Below are 16,524 nucleotides of genomic sequence, written 5' to 3' on the forward strand. Positions count from 1 at the left end.
GGCCTGATACCCCGCTGCGTATTCGGGTTCATCGCGAGCATGCTCGCTCCTACACAGGGCTGGATAGATCAACCGCGTTTGGCGTACAGCTTGGGCTCGCCGGGTGGACGGCTCTTGAAGCGGCGATGAGCCCACAGGTATTGCTCCGGGCACTCGCGTAACACGCCTTCGATCCACTGGTTGATGCGCAGGCAGTCCTCCTCTTCGGTTTCCCCCGGGAAGCCTTCGAGCGGCGCATGGATCACCAAACGATAGCCGCTGCCATCGGCCAAGCGTTCCTGGGTGAAGGGCACCACCAATGCCTTGCCCAACCGTGCAAACTTGCTGGTGGCGGTCACGGTGGCGGCCTGGATGCCGAACAACGGCACGAAGATGCTTTGCTTGGCGCCGTAATCCTGGTCCGGTGCGTACCAGATCGCCCGGCCAGAGCGCAGTAATTTGAGCATGCCGCGCACGTCTTCACGCTCCACCGCCAGCGAATCGAGATTGTGCCGCTCGCGACCGCGACGCTGGACGAAGTCGAACAACGGATTTTTGTGTTCGCGGTACATGCCGTCGATGGTGTGCTGCTGGCCCAGCAACGCGGCACCGATTTCCAGGGTGGTGAAGTGCACGGCCATCAGGATCACACCCTTGCCTTCGCCCTGGGCCTGCTGCAAATGCTCCAAGCCTTCAATATGGGCCAGTTTTGCCAGGCGCTCGCGCGACCACCACCAGCTCATCGCCATTTCGAAAAACGCGATGCCGGTCGAGGCGAAGTTTTCCTTGAGCAGGCGCTTACGTTCGGCGGCGGACTTTTCAGGGAAACACAGCTCCAGATTGCGTTTGGCAATGCGCCGTCGGTCGCCAGCCACTCGATACATCAAGGCGCCCAGGACACGACCGATCCATAGCAAGACCGGGTACGGCAGCTGGACAATCAGCCACAACAGCCCAAGGCCCAACCACAGCGGCCAGAAACGTGGAGATAGAAAGGATGTTCTAAAGCTCGGGCGATCCATTGAAGCTTCCCAAAGACAGTGGCCGCGCATTCTACATCGTTCGACCCGGCTTGCGGCCCGCGGGCGTTCTCGTTATAAGTCTCGGCACTTTTAGTGACAAGTCGTTGTATGCCGACCATGAGCCAAACCGAACCGCTAGACCAAGATCCCGTGTTCCAGCTGAAGGGCAGCATGCTCGCCATTACGGTGCTGGAACTGGCCCGTAACGACCTCGAAAGCCTTGATCGACAGTTGGCCGCCAAGGTCGCCCAAGCCCCTGGTTTTTTCAGCAATGCACCGCTGGTACTGGCCTTGGACAAGCTGTCGCCGAACGAAGGCGTGGTTGATCTGCCGGGCCTGATGCGTGTCTGCCGCCAACACGGCCTGCGAACCCTGGCGATCCGAGCCAGCCGCATCGAAGACATCGCGGCCGCCATTGCCGTCGACTTGCCGGTGTTGCCACCGTCCGGTGCCCGTGAGCGTTCGCTGGACCTGAATGAAGGCGCGGTTGCGAAAAAACCGGAAAAGCCGCCGGAGCCCACGATCAAACCCACGAAAATCATCACTTCGCCAGTACGTGGCGGGCAGCAGATTTATGCCCAGGGCAGCGATCTGGTGGTGATCTCCTCGGTCAGCCCGGGGGCGGAACTTCTCGCCGATGGCAACATCCATGTATACGGCCCCATGCGCGGTCGTGTATTGGCTGGAGTGAAAGGCGACACGAAAGCCAGGATTTTCTGTCAGCAAATGAGCGCTGAACTGGTCTCTATCGCCGGTCATTACAAAGTGTCTGAAGATCTGCGTCGCGACCCTTTGTGGGGTTCGGGCGTGCAAGTCAGCCTGTCGGGCGATGTGTTGAACATCATTCGGCTTTAACGGATACTGCCGCATTTTCCAAACATCTCTAAAACGTAGCGAAAACGGCTCAAACGAAGTAGGAAACAGGCCAAAAGCAGTGTTTACCGGGGGTAAACGCCGCCCAGAACCGAATTCCAGCCAAGGCTGTCCGACTGCAGTAGTTTTCAAGAGATGATTTTCAGGGGCTAAAAGTCCTTTTTCCTTAGGGGTGAAACACCTTGGCCAAGATTCTCGTGGTTACATCCGGCAAGGGTGGTGTGGGTAAGACCACCACCAGCGCCGCTATCGGTACCGGCCTCGCTCTGCGCGGCCACAAAACAGTGATCGTCGACTTCGACGTCGGTTTGCGTAACCTCGACCTGATCATGGGTTGCGAGCGCCGCGTGGTGTACGACTTCGTCAACGTCGTCAACGGCGAAGCCAACCTGCAGCAGGCCCTGATCAAAGACAAGCGCCTGGAAAACCTCTATGTGCTGGCCGCCAGCCAGACCCGCGACAAAGACGCGCTGACCCAGGAAGGCGTGGAAAAAGTCCTGATGGAGCTCAAGGAGCAGTTCGAATTCGTGGTCTGCGACTCTCCGGCCGGTATCGAGAAAGGCGCCCACCTGGCCATGTACTTCGCTGATGAAGCGATTGTCGTGACCAACCCGGAAGTGTCCTCGGTTCGAGACTCCGACCGCATGCTCGGCCTGCTGGCCAGCAAGTCCCGCCGTGCCGAGCGCGGCGAAGACCCGATCAAGGAACACCTGCTGATTACCCGTTACCACCCTGAGCGTGTCAGCAAAGGCGAAATGCTCGGCGTAGAAGACGTCAAGGAAATCCTCTCGGTCGCCCTGCTCGGCGTGATCCCTGAATCCCAGGCGGTGCTCAAGGCATCCAACCAGGGCGTTCCAGTGATTCTCGACGACCAGAGTGATGCCGGCCAGGCCTACAGCGATACCGTAGACCGTCTGCTGGGCAAAACCGTGGAACATCGATTCCTTGATGTACAGAAGAAGGGATTCTTCGAGCGCCTGTTTGGAGGCAACTAAGCAATGAACCTTTTTGACTTCTTTCGTGCCAACAAAAAGCAAAGCACCGCGTCGGTAGCGAAAGAGCGTCTACAGATCATCGTGGCGCACGAACGCGGCCAACGCAGCACCCCGGACTACCTGCCAGCCTTGCAGAAGGAACTGGTCGAGGTGATTCGCAAGTACGTCAATATCGGGTCCGATGACGTGCATGTCGCACTGGAAAGCCAGGGCAGCTGCTCGATTCTGGAACTCAATATCACCCTGCCAGATCGCTGAGTCGATCCGGCTGGAGCCACGGCGGCTCGATCACTTGCCACCCTACCTTGTAGGAGCCGGCTTGCTGGCGATGGCATCAACGCGCTGTATCAGATACAACGCATTGATGCCATCGCCAGCAAGCCGGCTCCTACAAAAAAGGGGATACGAGTGATCGAGCCGCCGTTGGCGTTTGTTACGAGGCTGTTTTAATGCCGTTGTCCAACGTCCACATCATTTATCAGGACGCCGCCATACTGGTGGTGAACAAACCGACCCTGTTGCTCTCCGTCCCTGGTCGGGCCGACGACAACAAGGACTGCCTGATTACCCGCCTGCAGGAAAACGGTTACCCGGAAGCGCGAATCGTCCATCGCCTGGACTGGGAAACCTCCGGCATCATCCTGCTGGCCCGCGATCCTGATACGCACCGTGAACTGTCCCGGCAATTCCACGACCGCGAAACAGAAAAAGCCTACACCGCACTGTGCTGGGGCCAACCCGAACTGGACAGCGGCAGCATCGACCTGCCGCTGCGCTACGATCCACCGACCAAGCCGCGCCATGTGGTGGACCATGAGTTCGGTAAACATGCCCTGACGTTCTGGCGCGTGCTGGAACGTTGCGGCGACTGGTGCCGCGTGGAGCTCACGCCGATCACCGGCCGCTCCCATCAGTTACGCGTGCACATGCTGTCGATCGGCCATCCGCTATTGGGCGACGGCCTCTATGCTCACGAACAAGCCTTGGCCGCCTGGCCGCGCCTGTGCCTTCACGCCAGCATGCTCAGCTTCACCCATCCTCAGACCGGTGAACGCTTGCGCTTTGAGTGCCCAGCGCCTTTTTGAACAATTTCGCTCTTGAAAAAGCCCTTCCTTTGAAGGGCTTTTTCATCTGTAGCTACAGTCGAGCAAGCATAAAAAAGGTGTGAAAATATTGTCATAAAACTGTAATAAAATATAAAATGATGGCAATTAGATATCAGGCAGGAAGCCCCCGTGCTCAGCAGTAAAACGCTTCAAAGCGACTACCCCATCACGTTCATTTTCGGCAACACCACCCTTCACCTGACAGAGCAGCCCAGTGTCGAAGCCCGACAATCCCTGGAGCAACTGATCAACAAACGGCGCGCCCAAAAGCTTACCCGCGCCAGTGCGCCGCTGGCCTCGGGCGATACACCGCTGTTTGCCAAGGTTCAGCCGCTGGACACGCTCAAGGCAAAGGTCCGGGTAACCCTGGGTAAACCTCAGCGTAATGGCCGATTCGACTGGCCACTGGAAGAACTGATGAATACCCTTGAAGCTCAGCGCCGCGGTGTACAAATGCCGCCGCTGCAAGGTTTTGGATACACCCGTGACCGACTGGGCCTGACCCAGGAATATTTCATTCTGACGCGCCTGCTCGAAGACTATATCGACGGCGTGCAATGGCTGAAGCGCCATCCGGAACACGTGGAAACCTTCATTCTCAAAGCGTTCGAATTGCTGGGTTCCTTGTCCCGAAAGGACATCACGCACATGGATTTCTGGATCGGCAACATCATGGTCCCCAAATCGACGAAGAAACCGCTCAAAGCCATCGACTTTGAAAACTGCTTCGCCGGTTCTACGCCGCACTTCAGCGAAACCCTCGGCTTCCAGCTCGGTTTTTTCTACCGCCGGGAGATTTATAAATTCATCACGGAAGCGGATTACGATCGGCTGGTCGATGAGTACCTCGGACAGTTCTGCAGCCTCTCCCGGAACAAGTTCGATCAGGTGTACCGCGCGAGCAAGCATGAGCACGTCGGTCGCAAGCAACGTCGTGATGTGTTCCTCAATGGCAACCTGATCACCGGTTGATCCAGTACTCTCGCCATTCGCTCCCGAGCACCACACGGCATTGTGTCTGCAATGCCGTGGGCCAATACGTTAAACTGGCGCCATTGCTGTCTGGAGCTACTTATGCGCGAAGAGTTGAACCAAGGCCTGATCGACTTCCTCAAGGCCTCCCCTACCCCGTTCCATGCCACCGCCAGCCTTGTTCAGCGTCTGGAAGCGGCGGGTTATCAACGCCTCGACGAACGCGAGCCATGGCACACCGAGGCCAATGGTCGCTACTACGTCACCCGTAACGACTCCTCCATCGTCGCGATCAAAATGGGCCGTCACTCGCCATTGCACGGCGGGATTCGCCTGGTCGGCGCCCACACCGACAGCCCGTGCCTGCGGGTCAAGCCGCAACCGGAGCTGCAACGCCACGGCTTCTGGCAACTGGGAGTCGAAGTCTATGGCGGTGCCCTGCTCGCACCGTGGTTCGACCGCGACCTGTCGCTCGCCGGGCGTGTCACCTTCCGTCGTGACGGCAAAGTCGAAAGCCAGTTGATCGACTTCAAGGCACCGATTGCAATCATTCCGAACCTGGCCATCCACCTCAACCGTGAAGCCAACATGGGCTGGGCGATCAATGCCCAGACTGAGTTGCCACCGGTCCTGGCGCAATTTGCCGGCGACGAGCGCGTGGACTTCCGTGCCGTGATCACCGACCAACTGGCCCGCGAACACGGTTTGAACGCCGATGTGGTGCTCGATTACGAGCTGAGCTTCTACGACACGCAAAGCGCTGCAGTGATCGGGCTGCATGGCGACTTCATCGCCGGTGCGCGCCTGGACAACCTGCTGTCGTGCTACGCCGGCCTGCAAGCGCTGTTGACCACCGACACCGACGAAACCTGTGTGCTGGTGTGCAACGATCATGAAGAAGTCGGTTCGTGCTCGGCCTGCGGCGCCGATGGTCCGATGCTGGAGCAGACGCTACGTCGCCTGTTGCCAGAAGGTGATGAATTCGTACGCACCATCCAGAAATCCCTGCTGGTTTCGGCCGATAACGCCCATGGCGTGCACCCCAACTACGCCGAAAAACATGATGCAAACCACGGCCCGAAACTCAACGCCGGCCCGGTGATCAAGGTCAACACCAACCAGCGCTATGCCACCAACAGCGAAACCGCCGGGTTCTTCCGCCACCTGTGCATGGCCGAAGAAGTCCCTGTGCAGAGCTTCGTGGTGCGCAGCGACATGGGCTGCGGCTCGACCATCGGCCCGATCACCGCCAGCCACCTGGGTGTGCGCACCGTGGACATCGGCCTGCCGACCTTCGCCATGCACTCGATCCGCGAACTGTGCGGCAGCCATGACCTGGCGCACCTGGTCAAGGTATTGAGCGCGTTCTACGCCTGCCACGACTTGCCGTAATCCCCTGTAGGAGCTGCCGCAGGCTGCGATCTTTTGATCTTGTTTAAAAAAGACTAAAAAGATCGCAGCCTGCGGCAGCTCCTACACACATCAATACCGGTCGGTAAAAACGCACCTAAACTCCAACCACCTCACTCGACAAGGCTGTCCCATGATCTCGTTGTCTTCGTTCCACGGCATGCTTATCCCGATTCTCGCCGGTATGATCCTGCTGGCAATCGGCTTCAACTTTCGCGACAAGAACGCCGGGGTGTTCGCCATGTGGATCGGGATGCTGACGATCCTCGCCACGGTGGTGATCAAGATCCTCGCCAAGCTCAACGAATAAATCCGCCCCCGACTCGCATTGCATATGACGGGCTCGTACACTCGGTCGACCCGCTCACTCCGAGGTTGACCGCCCAGTGCTCGCTCGTCTTTTTGCCTTGCCCTGCTTTTTTCTTGTCTGCCTGATGACGCTGGTGCCGATGGCGTCGGCCCAGGCAGCCGGTTTGCCGAGCCTGCTCAACGGTTCAAACAAGACCCAGCCGGAGGCGCAGGAACCCCTTGGGCAATCCTTGGACGAAGTGATCAAGTCCCTGGAAAACGATCAGCAACGGACCAAATTGCTGGCGGATCTGAAGAAACTGCGCGACGCCACGAAAAAGGCCCAACCAACGACCGAACAGGGCGTGTTGGGTTTGATCGGCGGGACCCTGGCCAGTTTCGAGAAACAATTTACCGGTGCCGACAGCCCGCTCACGCGTTGGTCCAACGAGTTCGACCAGGCCAAGGATGAACTGACAGCGCTGGTGTTGCCCGCCAACGAATGGCTGCCGATCATCTTTGCCTTTGCCATGATCCTGATGGTCTGGAGCCTGCTGGCGGCGGCGCTGATCTGGGTCAGCCATCGAGTACGCATGCGTTTCGGCCTGACCGAAGAACTGCCGCAACACCCCAAGGCCCTGGACATGTTGCGATTTGCCCTGCGCAAGCTCGGTCCGTGGCTGATTGCCTTGGTCATCACGGTGTACATGAGCTATGCGCTGCCTTCGTCATTGGGCAAGAGCCTGGCCATGGTGCTGGCCTATGCACTGGTGGTCGGCACCTGTTTTTCGGCGATTTGCGTCATCGCCTTTTCCCTGCTCGACGGCCCCCACCGGCATCGCGCCTTATACATTTTGCGGCATCAGGCCTTTCGTCCGCTCTGGCTGATCGGCAGCTTCGCCGCTTTCGGTGAAGCCCTGAACGACCCGCGCCTGATCCAAAGCCTGGGCGCGCATCTGGCCCATACTGCCGCCACCGTAGCCAACGTCCTGGCAGCGCTGTCCACCGGGTTGTTCATCCTGCGCTTTCGCCGCCCGATTGCCCATTTGATCCGCAACCAACCGCTGTCCCGGCGCCTGACCCGCCGCGCCCTCAGCGATACCATCGAAATTCTCGGCACCTTTTGGTACGTACCGGCGCTTGTGCTGGTGGGCATTTCGTTATTCGCAACGTTCATTTCGGCCGGCGATACCAGCACTGCATTGCGGCAGTCGCTGATCTGCACCGTGCTGCTGGTGCTGTGCATGGTCATCAACGGCCTGGTGCGCCGCCATTCCCTCAAGCCGCAGCGCGGCGCAAAACGCCACGCGCTGTATTCCGAACGCCTGAAAAGCTTCTTCTACACCCTCGCCCACCTGCTGGTCTGGCTGGCCTTCATCGAACTCGGCCTGCGGGTGTGGGGCATGTCACTGATTGCGTTCACCGAGGGTGAAGGCCATGAGGTCAGCGTCAAACTGTTCAGCCTTGGCGGCACCCTGATCTTTGCCTGGCTGATCTGGATCCTCAGCGACACGGCCGTTCACCACGCCCTCACCCGCTCACGCAAAGGCGTGGCCAATGCCCGTGCGCAAACGATGATGCCGCTGATCCGTAACGTGCTGTTCGTGGCGATCTTCATCATTGCGCTGATCGTCGCCCTGGCGAACATGGGCATGAACGTCACGCCACTGCTGGCCGGTGCCGGCGTGATCGGTCTGGCCATCGGTTTTGGCGCGCAGTCGCTGGTAGCCGACCTGATCACCGGCCTGTTCATCATCATCGAAGACTCCCTGGCGATCGATGACTACGTGGACGTTGGCGGCCACCTCGGCACTGTTGAGGGCCTGACCATCCGTACGGTACGCCTGCGGGACATCGACGGCATCGTTCACACCATTCCGTTCAGCGAAATCAAAAGCATCAAGAACTACTCCCGGGAATTCGGCTACGCGATCTTCCGCGTGGCCGTACCCGCCAACATGGACATCGACAACGCGATCAAACTGATGCGTGAAGTTGGCCAGAAAATGCGCACCGACCCGCTGCAACGGCGCAACATCTGGTCGCCACTGGAAATTCAAGGAGTGGAAAGTTTCGAATCCGGCAACGCAATCCTGCGCGCCCGGTTCAAGACTGCGCCGATCAAACAGTGGGAGGTTTCACGGGCGTTCAACCTGTCACTGAAACGGCATCTGGATGAAGCGGGGATGGACTTGGCGACGCCACGGATGAGCGTACAGGTGATCACCGCCGGCAGCACGCCAGAACGCCCTGCGTAGGAGCTGCCGAAGGCTGCGATCTTTTCATTTTGTTTTTTAAAAGCAAGATCAAAAGATCGCAGCCTGCGGCAGCTCCTACATGAAATCAGACCACATCCACTCCGACATGAATCGCATCATGCCGCCAAAACTCAAGATCACAATCGATCAGACGCTCGTGCTGATCGTAATTGACCCGTGCAATGCGCAACCCTGGACTGCCCACCGACACTCGCAACGCCGCGGCTGCGTCCACTGACAAAGCCGTCGGCACGATCTCGAACCGCACCCGTCCGTAATGCAGGTCGTAGTGCCGCGCATACAGTTCGGTGATCGACTGATTCAGATCGAAATCCAGAATCCCGGGAAAATACTGCGGGTTCAGATAGTGCTCCACGTACAACACCAGCCGCCCATCGATGCGCCGGGAGCGACAAATCTGAATCACGCTGGATAACGCCGGCAACTGCAACCAGGCACAAACTGCCGCCGATGCCGGCTGCAATCGCGCAGAAATCACCTCGGTGGACGGCACTCGCCCCTGTGCGCTGACCATCGCGTGAAAGTGACTGCGTTGCATCAGGTTGTAGGCCAGGCGTGGCGGCGAAACGAACCAGCCCCGCCGCTCTTCGCGATAAATCTGCCCCTGTGCCTCCAATTGCAGCAATGCCTCGCGCACAGTGATCCGCGTGGTCCGGAACAATTCACTGAGCTTGCGCTCGGCCGGCAGTTTGCTCCCCGGTGCTAGCAACCCGTGATCGAGCTGCTCCTGCAGCACCTGGCCAATGGCTGTTACCGCTTTTGTTGCCTCATCACGCATCGACGCTACCTATCTGGACTAGACCAGCACTGTTTCGGGGCCCAACCGCACGAAAAACCAGCACTTTGAACATCCTGCAAGCGTAGGCAGTGCAGATGACTGTGAGATGACAAGGGACCGAACGGTCGCCTGAAATGTCGCTTTCAAAACCTGCAATACGCTGGCCAAGTCCCTTGCGCAGCGGGCCTTTGCCGATGGTCTACGCTTACCGGACACCCGCCAGCACCGGGAAAATAAAGCCTTGGCCGGGCGACGAACGACATCAAAGTGTCATCGAGCGTCCTTAGATTGGCTCAGGTATTGCTGACCTAGACCAACACAACCGCAATCGCAGCGTTGAAAACGCCCATAGGAGCTTCGGAATGAAAAAGCTTTTCCTGGCAACACTGTTAGGTTCGACCATCGCCATGTGCACGGCCGCCATGGCGGCCGATGACTTGAAAACCCTGGAAGCCGCTGCGAAACAAGAAGGCGCGGTCAACAGTGTCGGCATGCCCGATGACTGGGCCAACTGGAAAGACACTTGGGCGGACCTGGCCAAGAACTATGGCCTCAAACACATCGACACCGACATGAGTTCGGCTCAGGAAATCGCCAAGTTCGCCGCTGAAAAAGACAACGCCAGCGCCGACATCGGCGACGTCGGCGCGGCCTTTGGCCCGATCGCGACGAAACAGGGCGTTACCCAACCCTATAAGCCATCCACTTGGGACCAGGTGCCAACCTGGGCTAAAGACAAGGACGGTCACTGGGCCCTGGCCTATACCGGCACTATCGCATTCATCGTCAACAAGAAGCTGCTGCACGGTTCTGAAGCCCCGACCAAATGGGCTGACCTCAAAGGCGGAAAATACAAGGTATCCATCGGTGACGTAAGCACCGCCGCCCAAGCAGCCAACGGCGTTCTGGCTGCCGCGCTGGCCAATGGGGGCGACGAGAAAAACATCGAGCCCGCGCTGAAATTGTTTGCCGATATCGCCAAGCAAGGCCGCCTGTCGATGGCCAACCCAACCATCGCCACCATGGAAAAAGGCGAGATTGAAGTCGGCGTGGTCTGGGACTTCAACGGCCTGAGCTACAAGGCCAAGATGGCCAATCCGGATGACTACGTGGTGCTGATCCCATCCGACGGCTCGGTGATCTCCGGTTACACCACCATCATCAACAAATACGCCAAGAACCCGAACGCCGCCAAACTGGCCCGCGAGTACATCTTCAGTGACGCCGGCCAGATCAACCTGGCCAAGGGTAACGCCCGTCCGATCCGCGCTGAACACCTGACCCTGCCAGCCGAGGTACAGGCCAAGCTGCTGCCAAACGAGCAGTACAAAAAGGTCACGCCGATCAAGGACGCGGATGCCTGGGAGAAGACCTCCAAGGCCCTGCCTCAGAAGTGGAACGAAGAAGTCATCGTAGAAATGAAGTAATGCTTCTTCCGTAGGAGCTGCCGCAGGCTGCGATCTTTTGACTTGGCTTTTAAGAAGCAAGATCAAAAGATCGCAGCCTGCGGCAGCTCCTACAACGATCACCTTGAGTCTCGTTTTCGGAGTCATCGCCCCTATGAAACACAACGTCATCCTTGTCGTGCTCGACGGCCTCAACTACGAAGTCGCACGCCACACCATGGGGCACCTGCAGGCCTATGTCAGCGCAGAACGCGCAGCGCTCTACAAACTGGAGTGTGAGCTGCCGGCCCTGTCCCGACCGCTTTACGAATGCATCCTGACCGGCGTCACGCCGATCGACAGCGGCATCGTTCACAATCACGTCTCGCGCCTGTCCAACCAGCGCAGCATTTACCACTACGCCACCGACGCCGGGCTTACAACCGCTGCGGCGGCCTATCACTGGGTCAGTGAGCTGTATAACCGTTCGCCATTCGTGGCGGCCCGGGATCGTCACACCGACGCCCCTGAGTTACCGATTCAGCACGGGCATTTCTACTGGAACGATCACTACCCCGATTCGCACCTGTTCGCCGACGCCGAAAACCTGCGCTTGCGCCATGCGCCGAATTTCTTGTTGGTGCACCCCATGAACATCGACGACGCCGGGCACAAGCACGGTCTCGATACGCCGCAATACCGCAACAGCGCCCGTTCAGTGGACATCATCATCGCCGACTACCTGCAAGGCTGGCTCGACGCCGGTTACCAGGTGCTGGTGACGGCCGACCACGGCATGAACAACGACCGTTCCCATAACGGCCTGTTGCCCGAAGAACGCGAAGTGCCGTTGTTCGTGCTCGGCGATGCCTTCAGTTTCAACGCCAACGCGGCGCCAAAACAGACCGAGATTTGCGGCACTGTCTGCGAACTGCTCGGCGTACCCCACGACAAACCCGTATGCAGGGAGCTGCTCAAGTGACCCCCATGACACGCGGCAAATGGCTGGCAGCCCTGTGCCTCGTGCCTTTCGCCCTGTTCTTTTTCGTGTTCGAAATTGCCCCGTTGATGTGGGTGATGATCAATAGCCTGGAATCGGAAGAGTTCGGTTGGGGACTGGCCAACTTCACCAGGATCTTCAACTCGAAGTTTTATATGCAGGCGATCCAGTACAGCCTGGAGATCAGCTTCTGGTCCAGCGTATTCGGGATCATCATCGCGGTGCTTGGTGCCTACTCCCTGCGCCGGGTCGACTCGAAACTGCGTAACTTCGTCAACGCCTTCGCCAACATGACCAGCAACTTCGCCGGCGTGCCCCTGGCGTTCGCGTTCATTATTTTGCTGGGCTTCAACGGCAGCTTCACCATCATGCTCAAGCAGGCCGGACTCATTCAGGACTTCAACCTGTACTCCAAAACCGGCGTGATCATCCTCTACACCTACTTCCAGATTCCCCTTGGCGTGCTGCTGCTCTACCCGGCTTTCGACGCCTTGCGTGAAGACTGGCGCGAGTCCGCCGCGCTGCTCGGTGCCAACGGCTGGCAGTTCTGGCGCCACATCGGCCTGCCGGTGCTGACCCCGGCACTGCTGGGCACGTTCGTGATTCTGCTGGCCAACGCCCTTGGCGCCTACGCCACCGTGTATGCCCTGACTACCGGCAACTTCAACGTCATGCCGATCCGTATCGCGGCCATGGTCTCAGGCGATATCTCCCTGGACCCGAACCTGGCCAGCGCCTTGGCCGTGGTGCTGGTGGCATTGATGACTCTGGTGACCATCGTGCATCAGCTGCTATTGAAGAGGAGCTACCATGTCTCGCGCTGAATTGGGTCCCGTGGGCATCTATCATCGGGTAGTGGTTTACCTGCTGTTTGCCATTTTGTTGTTGCCGCTGCTCGGCACCTTTATCTATTCGATTTCCAGCAGTTGGTCGGCCACCATTCTGCCCAGCGGTTTCAGTATCAAATGGTACGTGCAGCTGTGGAGCGACCCGCGCTTTCTCAGCGCTTTCGGCCAGTCGCTGCTGGTCTGCATCGGCGCGCTGCTACTGTCGGTGGTGCTGATTTTGCCGCTGCTGTTCGTGGTGCATTACCACTTCCCGAAACTCGATGCGCTGATGAACATCCTGATCCTGCTGCCCTTTGCCGTGCCGCCAGTGGTGTCGTCGGTGGGGCTGCTGCAGCTCTACGGATCAGGGCCGTTCGCCATGGTCGGCACGCCGTGGATTCTGATTGGTTGCTACTTCACCGTGGCACTGCCGTTCATGTACCGCGCGATCACCAACAACCTGCAAGCAATCAACCTGCGTGACCTGATGGACGCTGCTCAACTGCTCGGTGCCAGCACCTTTCAAGCGGCGATCCTGGTGGTGTTGCCGAACCTGCGCAAGGGCTTGATGGTGGCGTTGCTGCTGTCGTTCTCGTTCCTGTTCGGCGAGTTCGTGTTCGCCAACATTCTCGTCGGTACCCGTTACGAAACCCTGCAGGTCTACCTCAACAACATGCGCAACAGCAGCGGCCACTTCACCAGTGCGCTGGTAATTTCCTACTTTTTCTTCGTGCTGGTTATGACCTGGGCGGCCAATATCTTGAACAGGGACAAAAGCGAATGAGCTATGTCAGCGTCCAACATCTTAAAAAGGACTATGCGGGCACCACGGTGTTCAGCGACATCAACTGTGAAATTCAGAAAGGCGAATTCGTCACCTTGCTCGGCCCGTCCGGCTGTGGCAAGTCGACGCTGCTGCGTTGCATCGCCGGCCTGACGCCGGTGGATGGCGGCAAGATCCTGCTCGATGGCGTCGACATCGTGCCCTTAAGCCCCCAAAAACGCGGAATCGGCATGGTATTCCAGAGCTATGCACTGTTCCCCAACATGACCGTCGAACAAAACGTCGCCTTCGGTTTGCGTATGCAAAAGGTCAACGCTGACGACAGCCAGAAGCGCGTCACTGAAGTCTTGAAACTGGTGGAGCTGCAGGATTTTGCCGCCCGTTATCCGCATCAACTGTCCGGCGGCCAATGCCAGCGCGTCGCCCTCGCCCGCTCCTTGGTGACCCGGCCAAGACTGTTGCTGCTGGATGAGCCGCTGTCGGCCCTCGATGCACGGATTCGCAAGCATTTGCGCGAACAGATCCGTCAGATCCAGCGCGAACTCGGCCTGACCACGATTTTCGTCACACACGATCAGGAAGAAGCCCTGACCATGTCCGACCGGATTTTCCTGATGAATCAGGGAAAAATCGTACAAAGCGGCGACGCCGAAACGCTCTACACCGCCCCCGTGGATGTGTTCGCCGCAGGGTTCATTGGCAACTACAACCTGCTGGACGCCGAGAGCGCGACCAAACTTCTGCAGCGCCCGATCAACCATCGCATCGCGATTCGCCCGGAGGCCATTCAACTGAGTTTGAACGGCGAACTGGACGCACAGGTTCGCAGCCACAGCCTGCTGGGCAACGTGATCCGTTACCGGGTCGAAGCCCGGGGCGTGGAGCTGGTGGTGGACGTGCTCAACCGCTCGGGTGCCGACCTGCATCCCGATGGTCAGCGCCTGGCGCTTTCCATCGATCCAACCGCCCTTCGTGAGGTAGCCTGATGGCTTCGCTTGCGCTTACGAGAGAACTGCACTGATGGCCCTGGCAATTTTTGATCTGGACGACACTCTGATCCACGGCGATTGCGCCACCCTCTGGTGCGAACAAATGGGTCGCCTGGGCTGGGTCGATCCCGAGTCCTTCATGCGCAAAAACAACGAACTGATGGACGCCTATGGCCATGGCAAGCTGCGCATGGAAGAGTACATGGCCTTCAGTCTCGAACCGTTGATCGGTCGCACACAAGCAGAAGTGGAGCACTTGGTCGCTCCGTGGGTGGAAGACGTCATTGAACCCATCATCTTCAGCGACGCCACCAAAACCATTGCCGCCCACCGCAAGGCCGGCGACCGCATCCTGGTGATTTCCGCGTCCGGCGTGCACCTGGTCGCACCGATTGCCGAACGCCTGGGTATCGACGAGATTCTCGGGATCGAACTGGAAGTGGCGCACGGCGTTTATACCGGCAATACCGTCGGTACCTTGACCTACCGCGAAGGCAAGATCACCCGGTTGCTGGAGTGGCTGGATGCCGAAGAGGAAAACCTGGAAGGCGCGAGCTTCTATTCCGACTCACGCAATGATCTTCCGTTGTTGCTGAAGGTGGACTACCCACACGTGGTCAACCCGGATCCGGTATTGCGCGAACAGGCTGAAAAAGCCGGCTGGCCGATCCATCTCTGGAAGTAGCCCGTAACTGTGTAGGAGCGAGGCTTGCCCGCGAAGACGGACTAACATTCAACAACTATGTTGACTGACAGATCGCCTTCGTGGGCAAGCCTCGCTCCTACAGGTTTTGTGTGGTCAGGTCAGGCTCTCATCAATCAAGAGCACCAGTTTCCCCGCCACCGTGTTACTCGCCAACTCCGCAAACGCAGCTTCCGCATCCTTGATCGGGAAGACCTTGGCCAGTTGCGGGCTCAGGCGTTTTTCGGCAAACAGCGGCCAGACGTGCTGGCTCAGATCGCTGAACAGATCCGCCTTGAACTGATCGTCACGGCTGCGCAGGGTAGAACCCAGCAGCTGCACGCGCTTGGCCAGCACCTGCGCCAGATCCAGCTTGGCCTCACGGCCACCCATCAGACCGATCAGCACCCAACGACCGTCGCCGGCCAGCAGTTTCAGGTTCAACGCCGCGTAGTTGCCGCCGACCGGATCGAGAATGACATCGAACGGCCCCAGATCACGCAGGCTTTCCAGATCGCTGGTGCGCACTACGCCTCCCTGGGCGCCGAGTGCTTCGCAGTACGCCAGACGATCCGCGGAGCCGACACTGACCCAGCACGGATTGCCGAACGCCTTGCACAGCTGAATGGCCGCTGAACCAATTCCACTTGCTCCGGCGTGCAGCAAAACTTTTTCACCAGGCTTGAGCCCGGCGAGCTGGAACAGATTCAACCAAACGGTCGCATACACTTCCGGCAACGCTGCGGCTTCGGCCAATGACATTTCGTCGGGAACCGGCAACACATGCCGTCCGTCGACAACCACCTCTTCGGCCATCCCACCCCCGGCCAGCAAGGCGCAAACCCGATCACCGACTTGCCACGAAGAGCCCGGGCCGACCTCGCTGATCACCCCCGAACACTCTAGACCGAGCACCTGACTGGCCCCCGGCGGCGGCGGATAAAGACCGGCCTTCTGCAACAAATCGGCGCGATTGAGTCCCGCAGCTGCCACCCGAATACGAACTTGCCCTACATCACAGGCAGGACTTGGCTCTTCAACCCACTCCACTTGACCGTCAACGCCTTGCAATGCTTTCACAGTGCCTCCATAGTGAGTCTGGACTGAGCCCGAAGCGCTAGCGCCGGGCTTTTTGCATTTTGCGACCGGCCCTTG

General features: G+C 58.8%; 17 protein-coding genes. 14 read left to right on the forward strand and 3 right to left on the reverse strand.

The features are described from left to right. Positions 1-68 precede the first annotated feature (68 nt). A complete protein-coding gene (locus ABTV22_RS21510; protein WP_433736490.1) occupies positions 69-1,001 on the reverse strand; it encodes a lipid A biosynthesis lauroyl acyltransferase in 933 nt (310 codons plus the stop codon). 117 nt (positions 1,002-1,118) lie between these two features. Here ABTV22_RS21510 and minC point away from each other — a divergent pair, with 117 nt between their 5' ends. The 8 genes from minC to ABTV22_RS21550 all read left to right on the forward strand — a co-directional run bounded on the left by minC (position 1,119) and on the right by ABTV22_RS21550 (position 8,903). Beyond that, complete coding sequence (minC, locus tag ABTV22_RS21515) at positions 1,119-1,856, forward strand: septum site-determining protein MinC (protein WP_433736491.1); 738 nt, start codon at positions 1,119-1,121, stop codon at positions 1,854-1,856. A 200-nt stretch (positions 1,857-2,056) separates the two neighbouring features. Next, a complete protein-coding gene (gene minD, locus ABTV22_RS21520; RefSeq protein ID WP_433736492.1) occupies positions 2,057-2,869 on the forward strand; it encodes a septum site-determining protein MinD in 813 nt (270 codons plus the stop codon). Positions 2,870-2,872: 3 nt separating this feature from the next. Beyond that, complete coding sequence (gene minE, locus ABTV22_RS21525) at positions 2,873-3,127, forward strand: cell division topological specificity factor MinE (protein ID WP_007974947.1); 255 nt, start codon at positions 2,873-2,875, stop codon at positions 3,125-3,127. A gap of 191 nt (positions 3,128-3,318) precedes the next feature. After that, positions 3,319-3,954, forward strand: coding sequence for an RluA family pseudouridine synthase (locus ABTV22_RS21530; protein WP_433736493.1), 636 nt, complete (start codon positions 3,319-3,321; stop codon positions 3,952-3,954). Positions 3,955-4,104: 150 nt separating this feature from the next. After that, the gene (locus ABTV22_RS21535) at positions 4,105-4,947 is read left to right on the forward strand and encodes a lipopolysaccharide kinase InaA family protein (protein WP_433736494.1); all 843 of its coding nucleotides are present in this window, start codon (positions 4,105-4,107) and stop codon (positions 4,945-4,947) included. A 102-nt stretch (positions 4,948-5,049) separates the two neighbouring features. Continuing rightward, on the forward strand, positions 5,050-6,339 hold the full coding sequence (locus ABTV22_RS21540; protein ID WP_433736495.1) for a M18 family aminopeptidase: 1,290 nt from the start codon (positions 5,050-5,052) through the stop codon (positions 6,337-6,339). Positions 6,340-6,490: 151 nt separating this feature from the next. Next, positions 6,491-6,667: a hypothetical protein gene (locus ABTV22_RS21545; protein ID WP_433736496.1), complete on the forward strand. Its 177-nt coding sequence runs from the start codon at positions 6,491-6,493 to the stop codon at positions 6,665-6,667. Positions 6,668-6,743: 76 nt separating this feature from the next. Further along, on the forward strand, positions 6,744-8,903 hold the full coding sequence (locus ABTV22_RS21550; protein ID WP_433736497.1) for a mechanosensitive ion channel family protein: 2,160 nt from the start codon (positions 6,744-6,746) through the stop codon (positions 8,901-8,903). A gap of 85 nt (positions 8,904-8,988) precedes the next feature. Here ABTV22_RS21550 and ABTV22_RS21555 read toward each other — a convergent pair whose 3' ends face one another. After that, on the reverse strand, positions 8,989-9,702 hold the full coding sequence (locus tag ABTV22_RS21555; protein ID WP_433736498.1) for a UTRA domain-containing protein: 714 nt from the start codon (positions 9,700-9,702) through the stop codon (positions 8,989-8,991). Positions 9,703-10,064: 362 nt separating this feature from the next. Here ABTV22_RS21555 and ABTV22_RS21560 point away from each other — a divergent pair, with 362 nt between their 5' ends. From ABTV22_RS21560 to ABTV22_RS21585, 6 genes are all read left to right on the forward strand, one after another. Beyond that, complete coding sequence (locus tag ABTV22_RS21560) at positions 10,065-11,129, forward strand: ABC transporter substrate-binding protein (protein ID WP_433736499.1); 1,065 nt, start codon at positions 10,065-10,067, stop codon at positions 11,127-11,129. Positions 11,130-11,262: 133 nt separating this feature from the next. Then, a complete protein-coding gene (locus ABTV22_RS21565; protein ID WP_433736500.1) occupies positions 11,263-12,069 on the forward strand; it encodes an alkaline phosphatase family protein in 807 nt (268 codons plus the stop codon). A 5-nt stretch (positions 12,070-12,074) separates the two neighbouring features. Continuing rightward, complete coding sequence (locus tag ABTV22_RS21570; protein WP_433741467.1) at positions 12,075-12,911, forward strand: ABC transporter permease; 837 nt, start codon at positions 12,075-12,077, stop codon at positions 12,909-12,911. After that, the gene (locus ABTV22_RS21575) at positions 12,898-13,698 is read left to right on the forward strand and encodes an ABC transporter permease (protein WP_433736501.1); all 801 of its coding nucleotides are present in this window, start codon (positions 12,898-12,900) and stop codon (positions 13,696-13,698) included. Before ABTV22_RS21570 ends, ABTV22_RS21575 begins: the two co-directional genes overlap by 14 nt. Further along, a complete protein-coding gene (locus ABTV22_RS21580; RefSeq protein ID WP_433736502.1) occupies positions 13,695-14,684 on the forward strand; it encodes an ABC transporter ATP-binding protein in 990 nt (329 codons plus the stop codon). The genes ABTV22_RS21575 and ABTV22_RS21580 overlap by 4 nt, the downstream gene beginning before the upstream one ends. Before the next feature lie 34 nt (positions 14,685-14,718). Continuing rightward, positions 14,719-15,372, forward strand: coding sequence for an HAD family hydrolase (locus ABTV22_RS21585; RefSeq protein WP_433736503.1), 654 nt, complete (start codon positions 14,719-14,721; stop codon positions 15,370-15,372). A 114-nt stretch (positions 15,373-15,486) separates the two neighbouring features. Here ABTV22_RS21585 and ABTV22_RS21590 read toward each other — a convergent pair whose 3' ends face one another. Further along, positions 15,487-16,449: a zinc-binding dehydrogenase gene (locus ABTV22_RS21590; protein WP_433736504.1), complete on the reverse strand. Its 963-nt coding sequence runs from the start codon at positions 16,447-16,449 to the stop codon at positions 15,487-15,489. Positions 16,450-16,524: the final 75 nt, after the last annotated feature.

The sequence above is a fragment of the Pseudomonas putida genome (genome assembly GCF_050990305.1).
In the GTDB taxonomy this organism is placed as follows: domain Bacteria; phylum Pseudomonadota; class Gammaproteobacteria; order Pseudomonadales; family Pseudomonadaceae; genus Aquipseudomonas; species Aquipseudomonas putida_AH.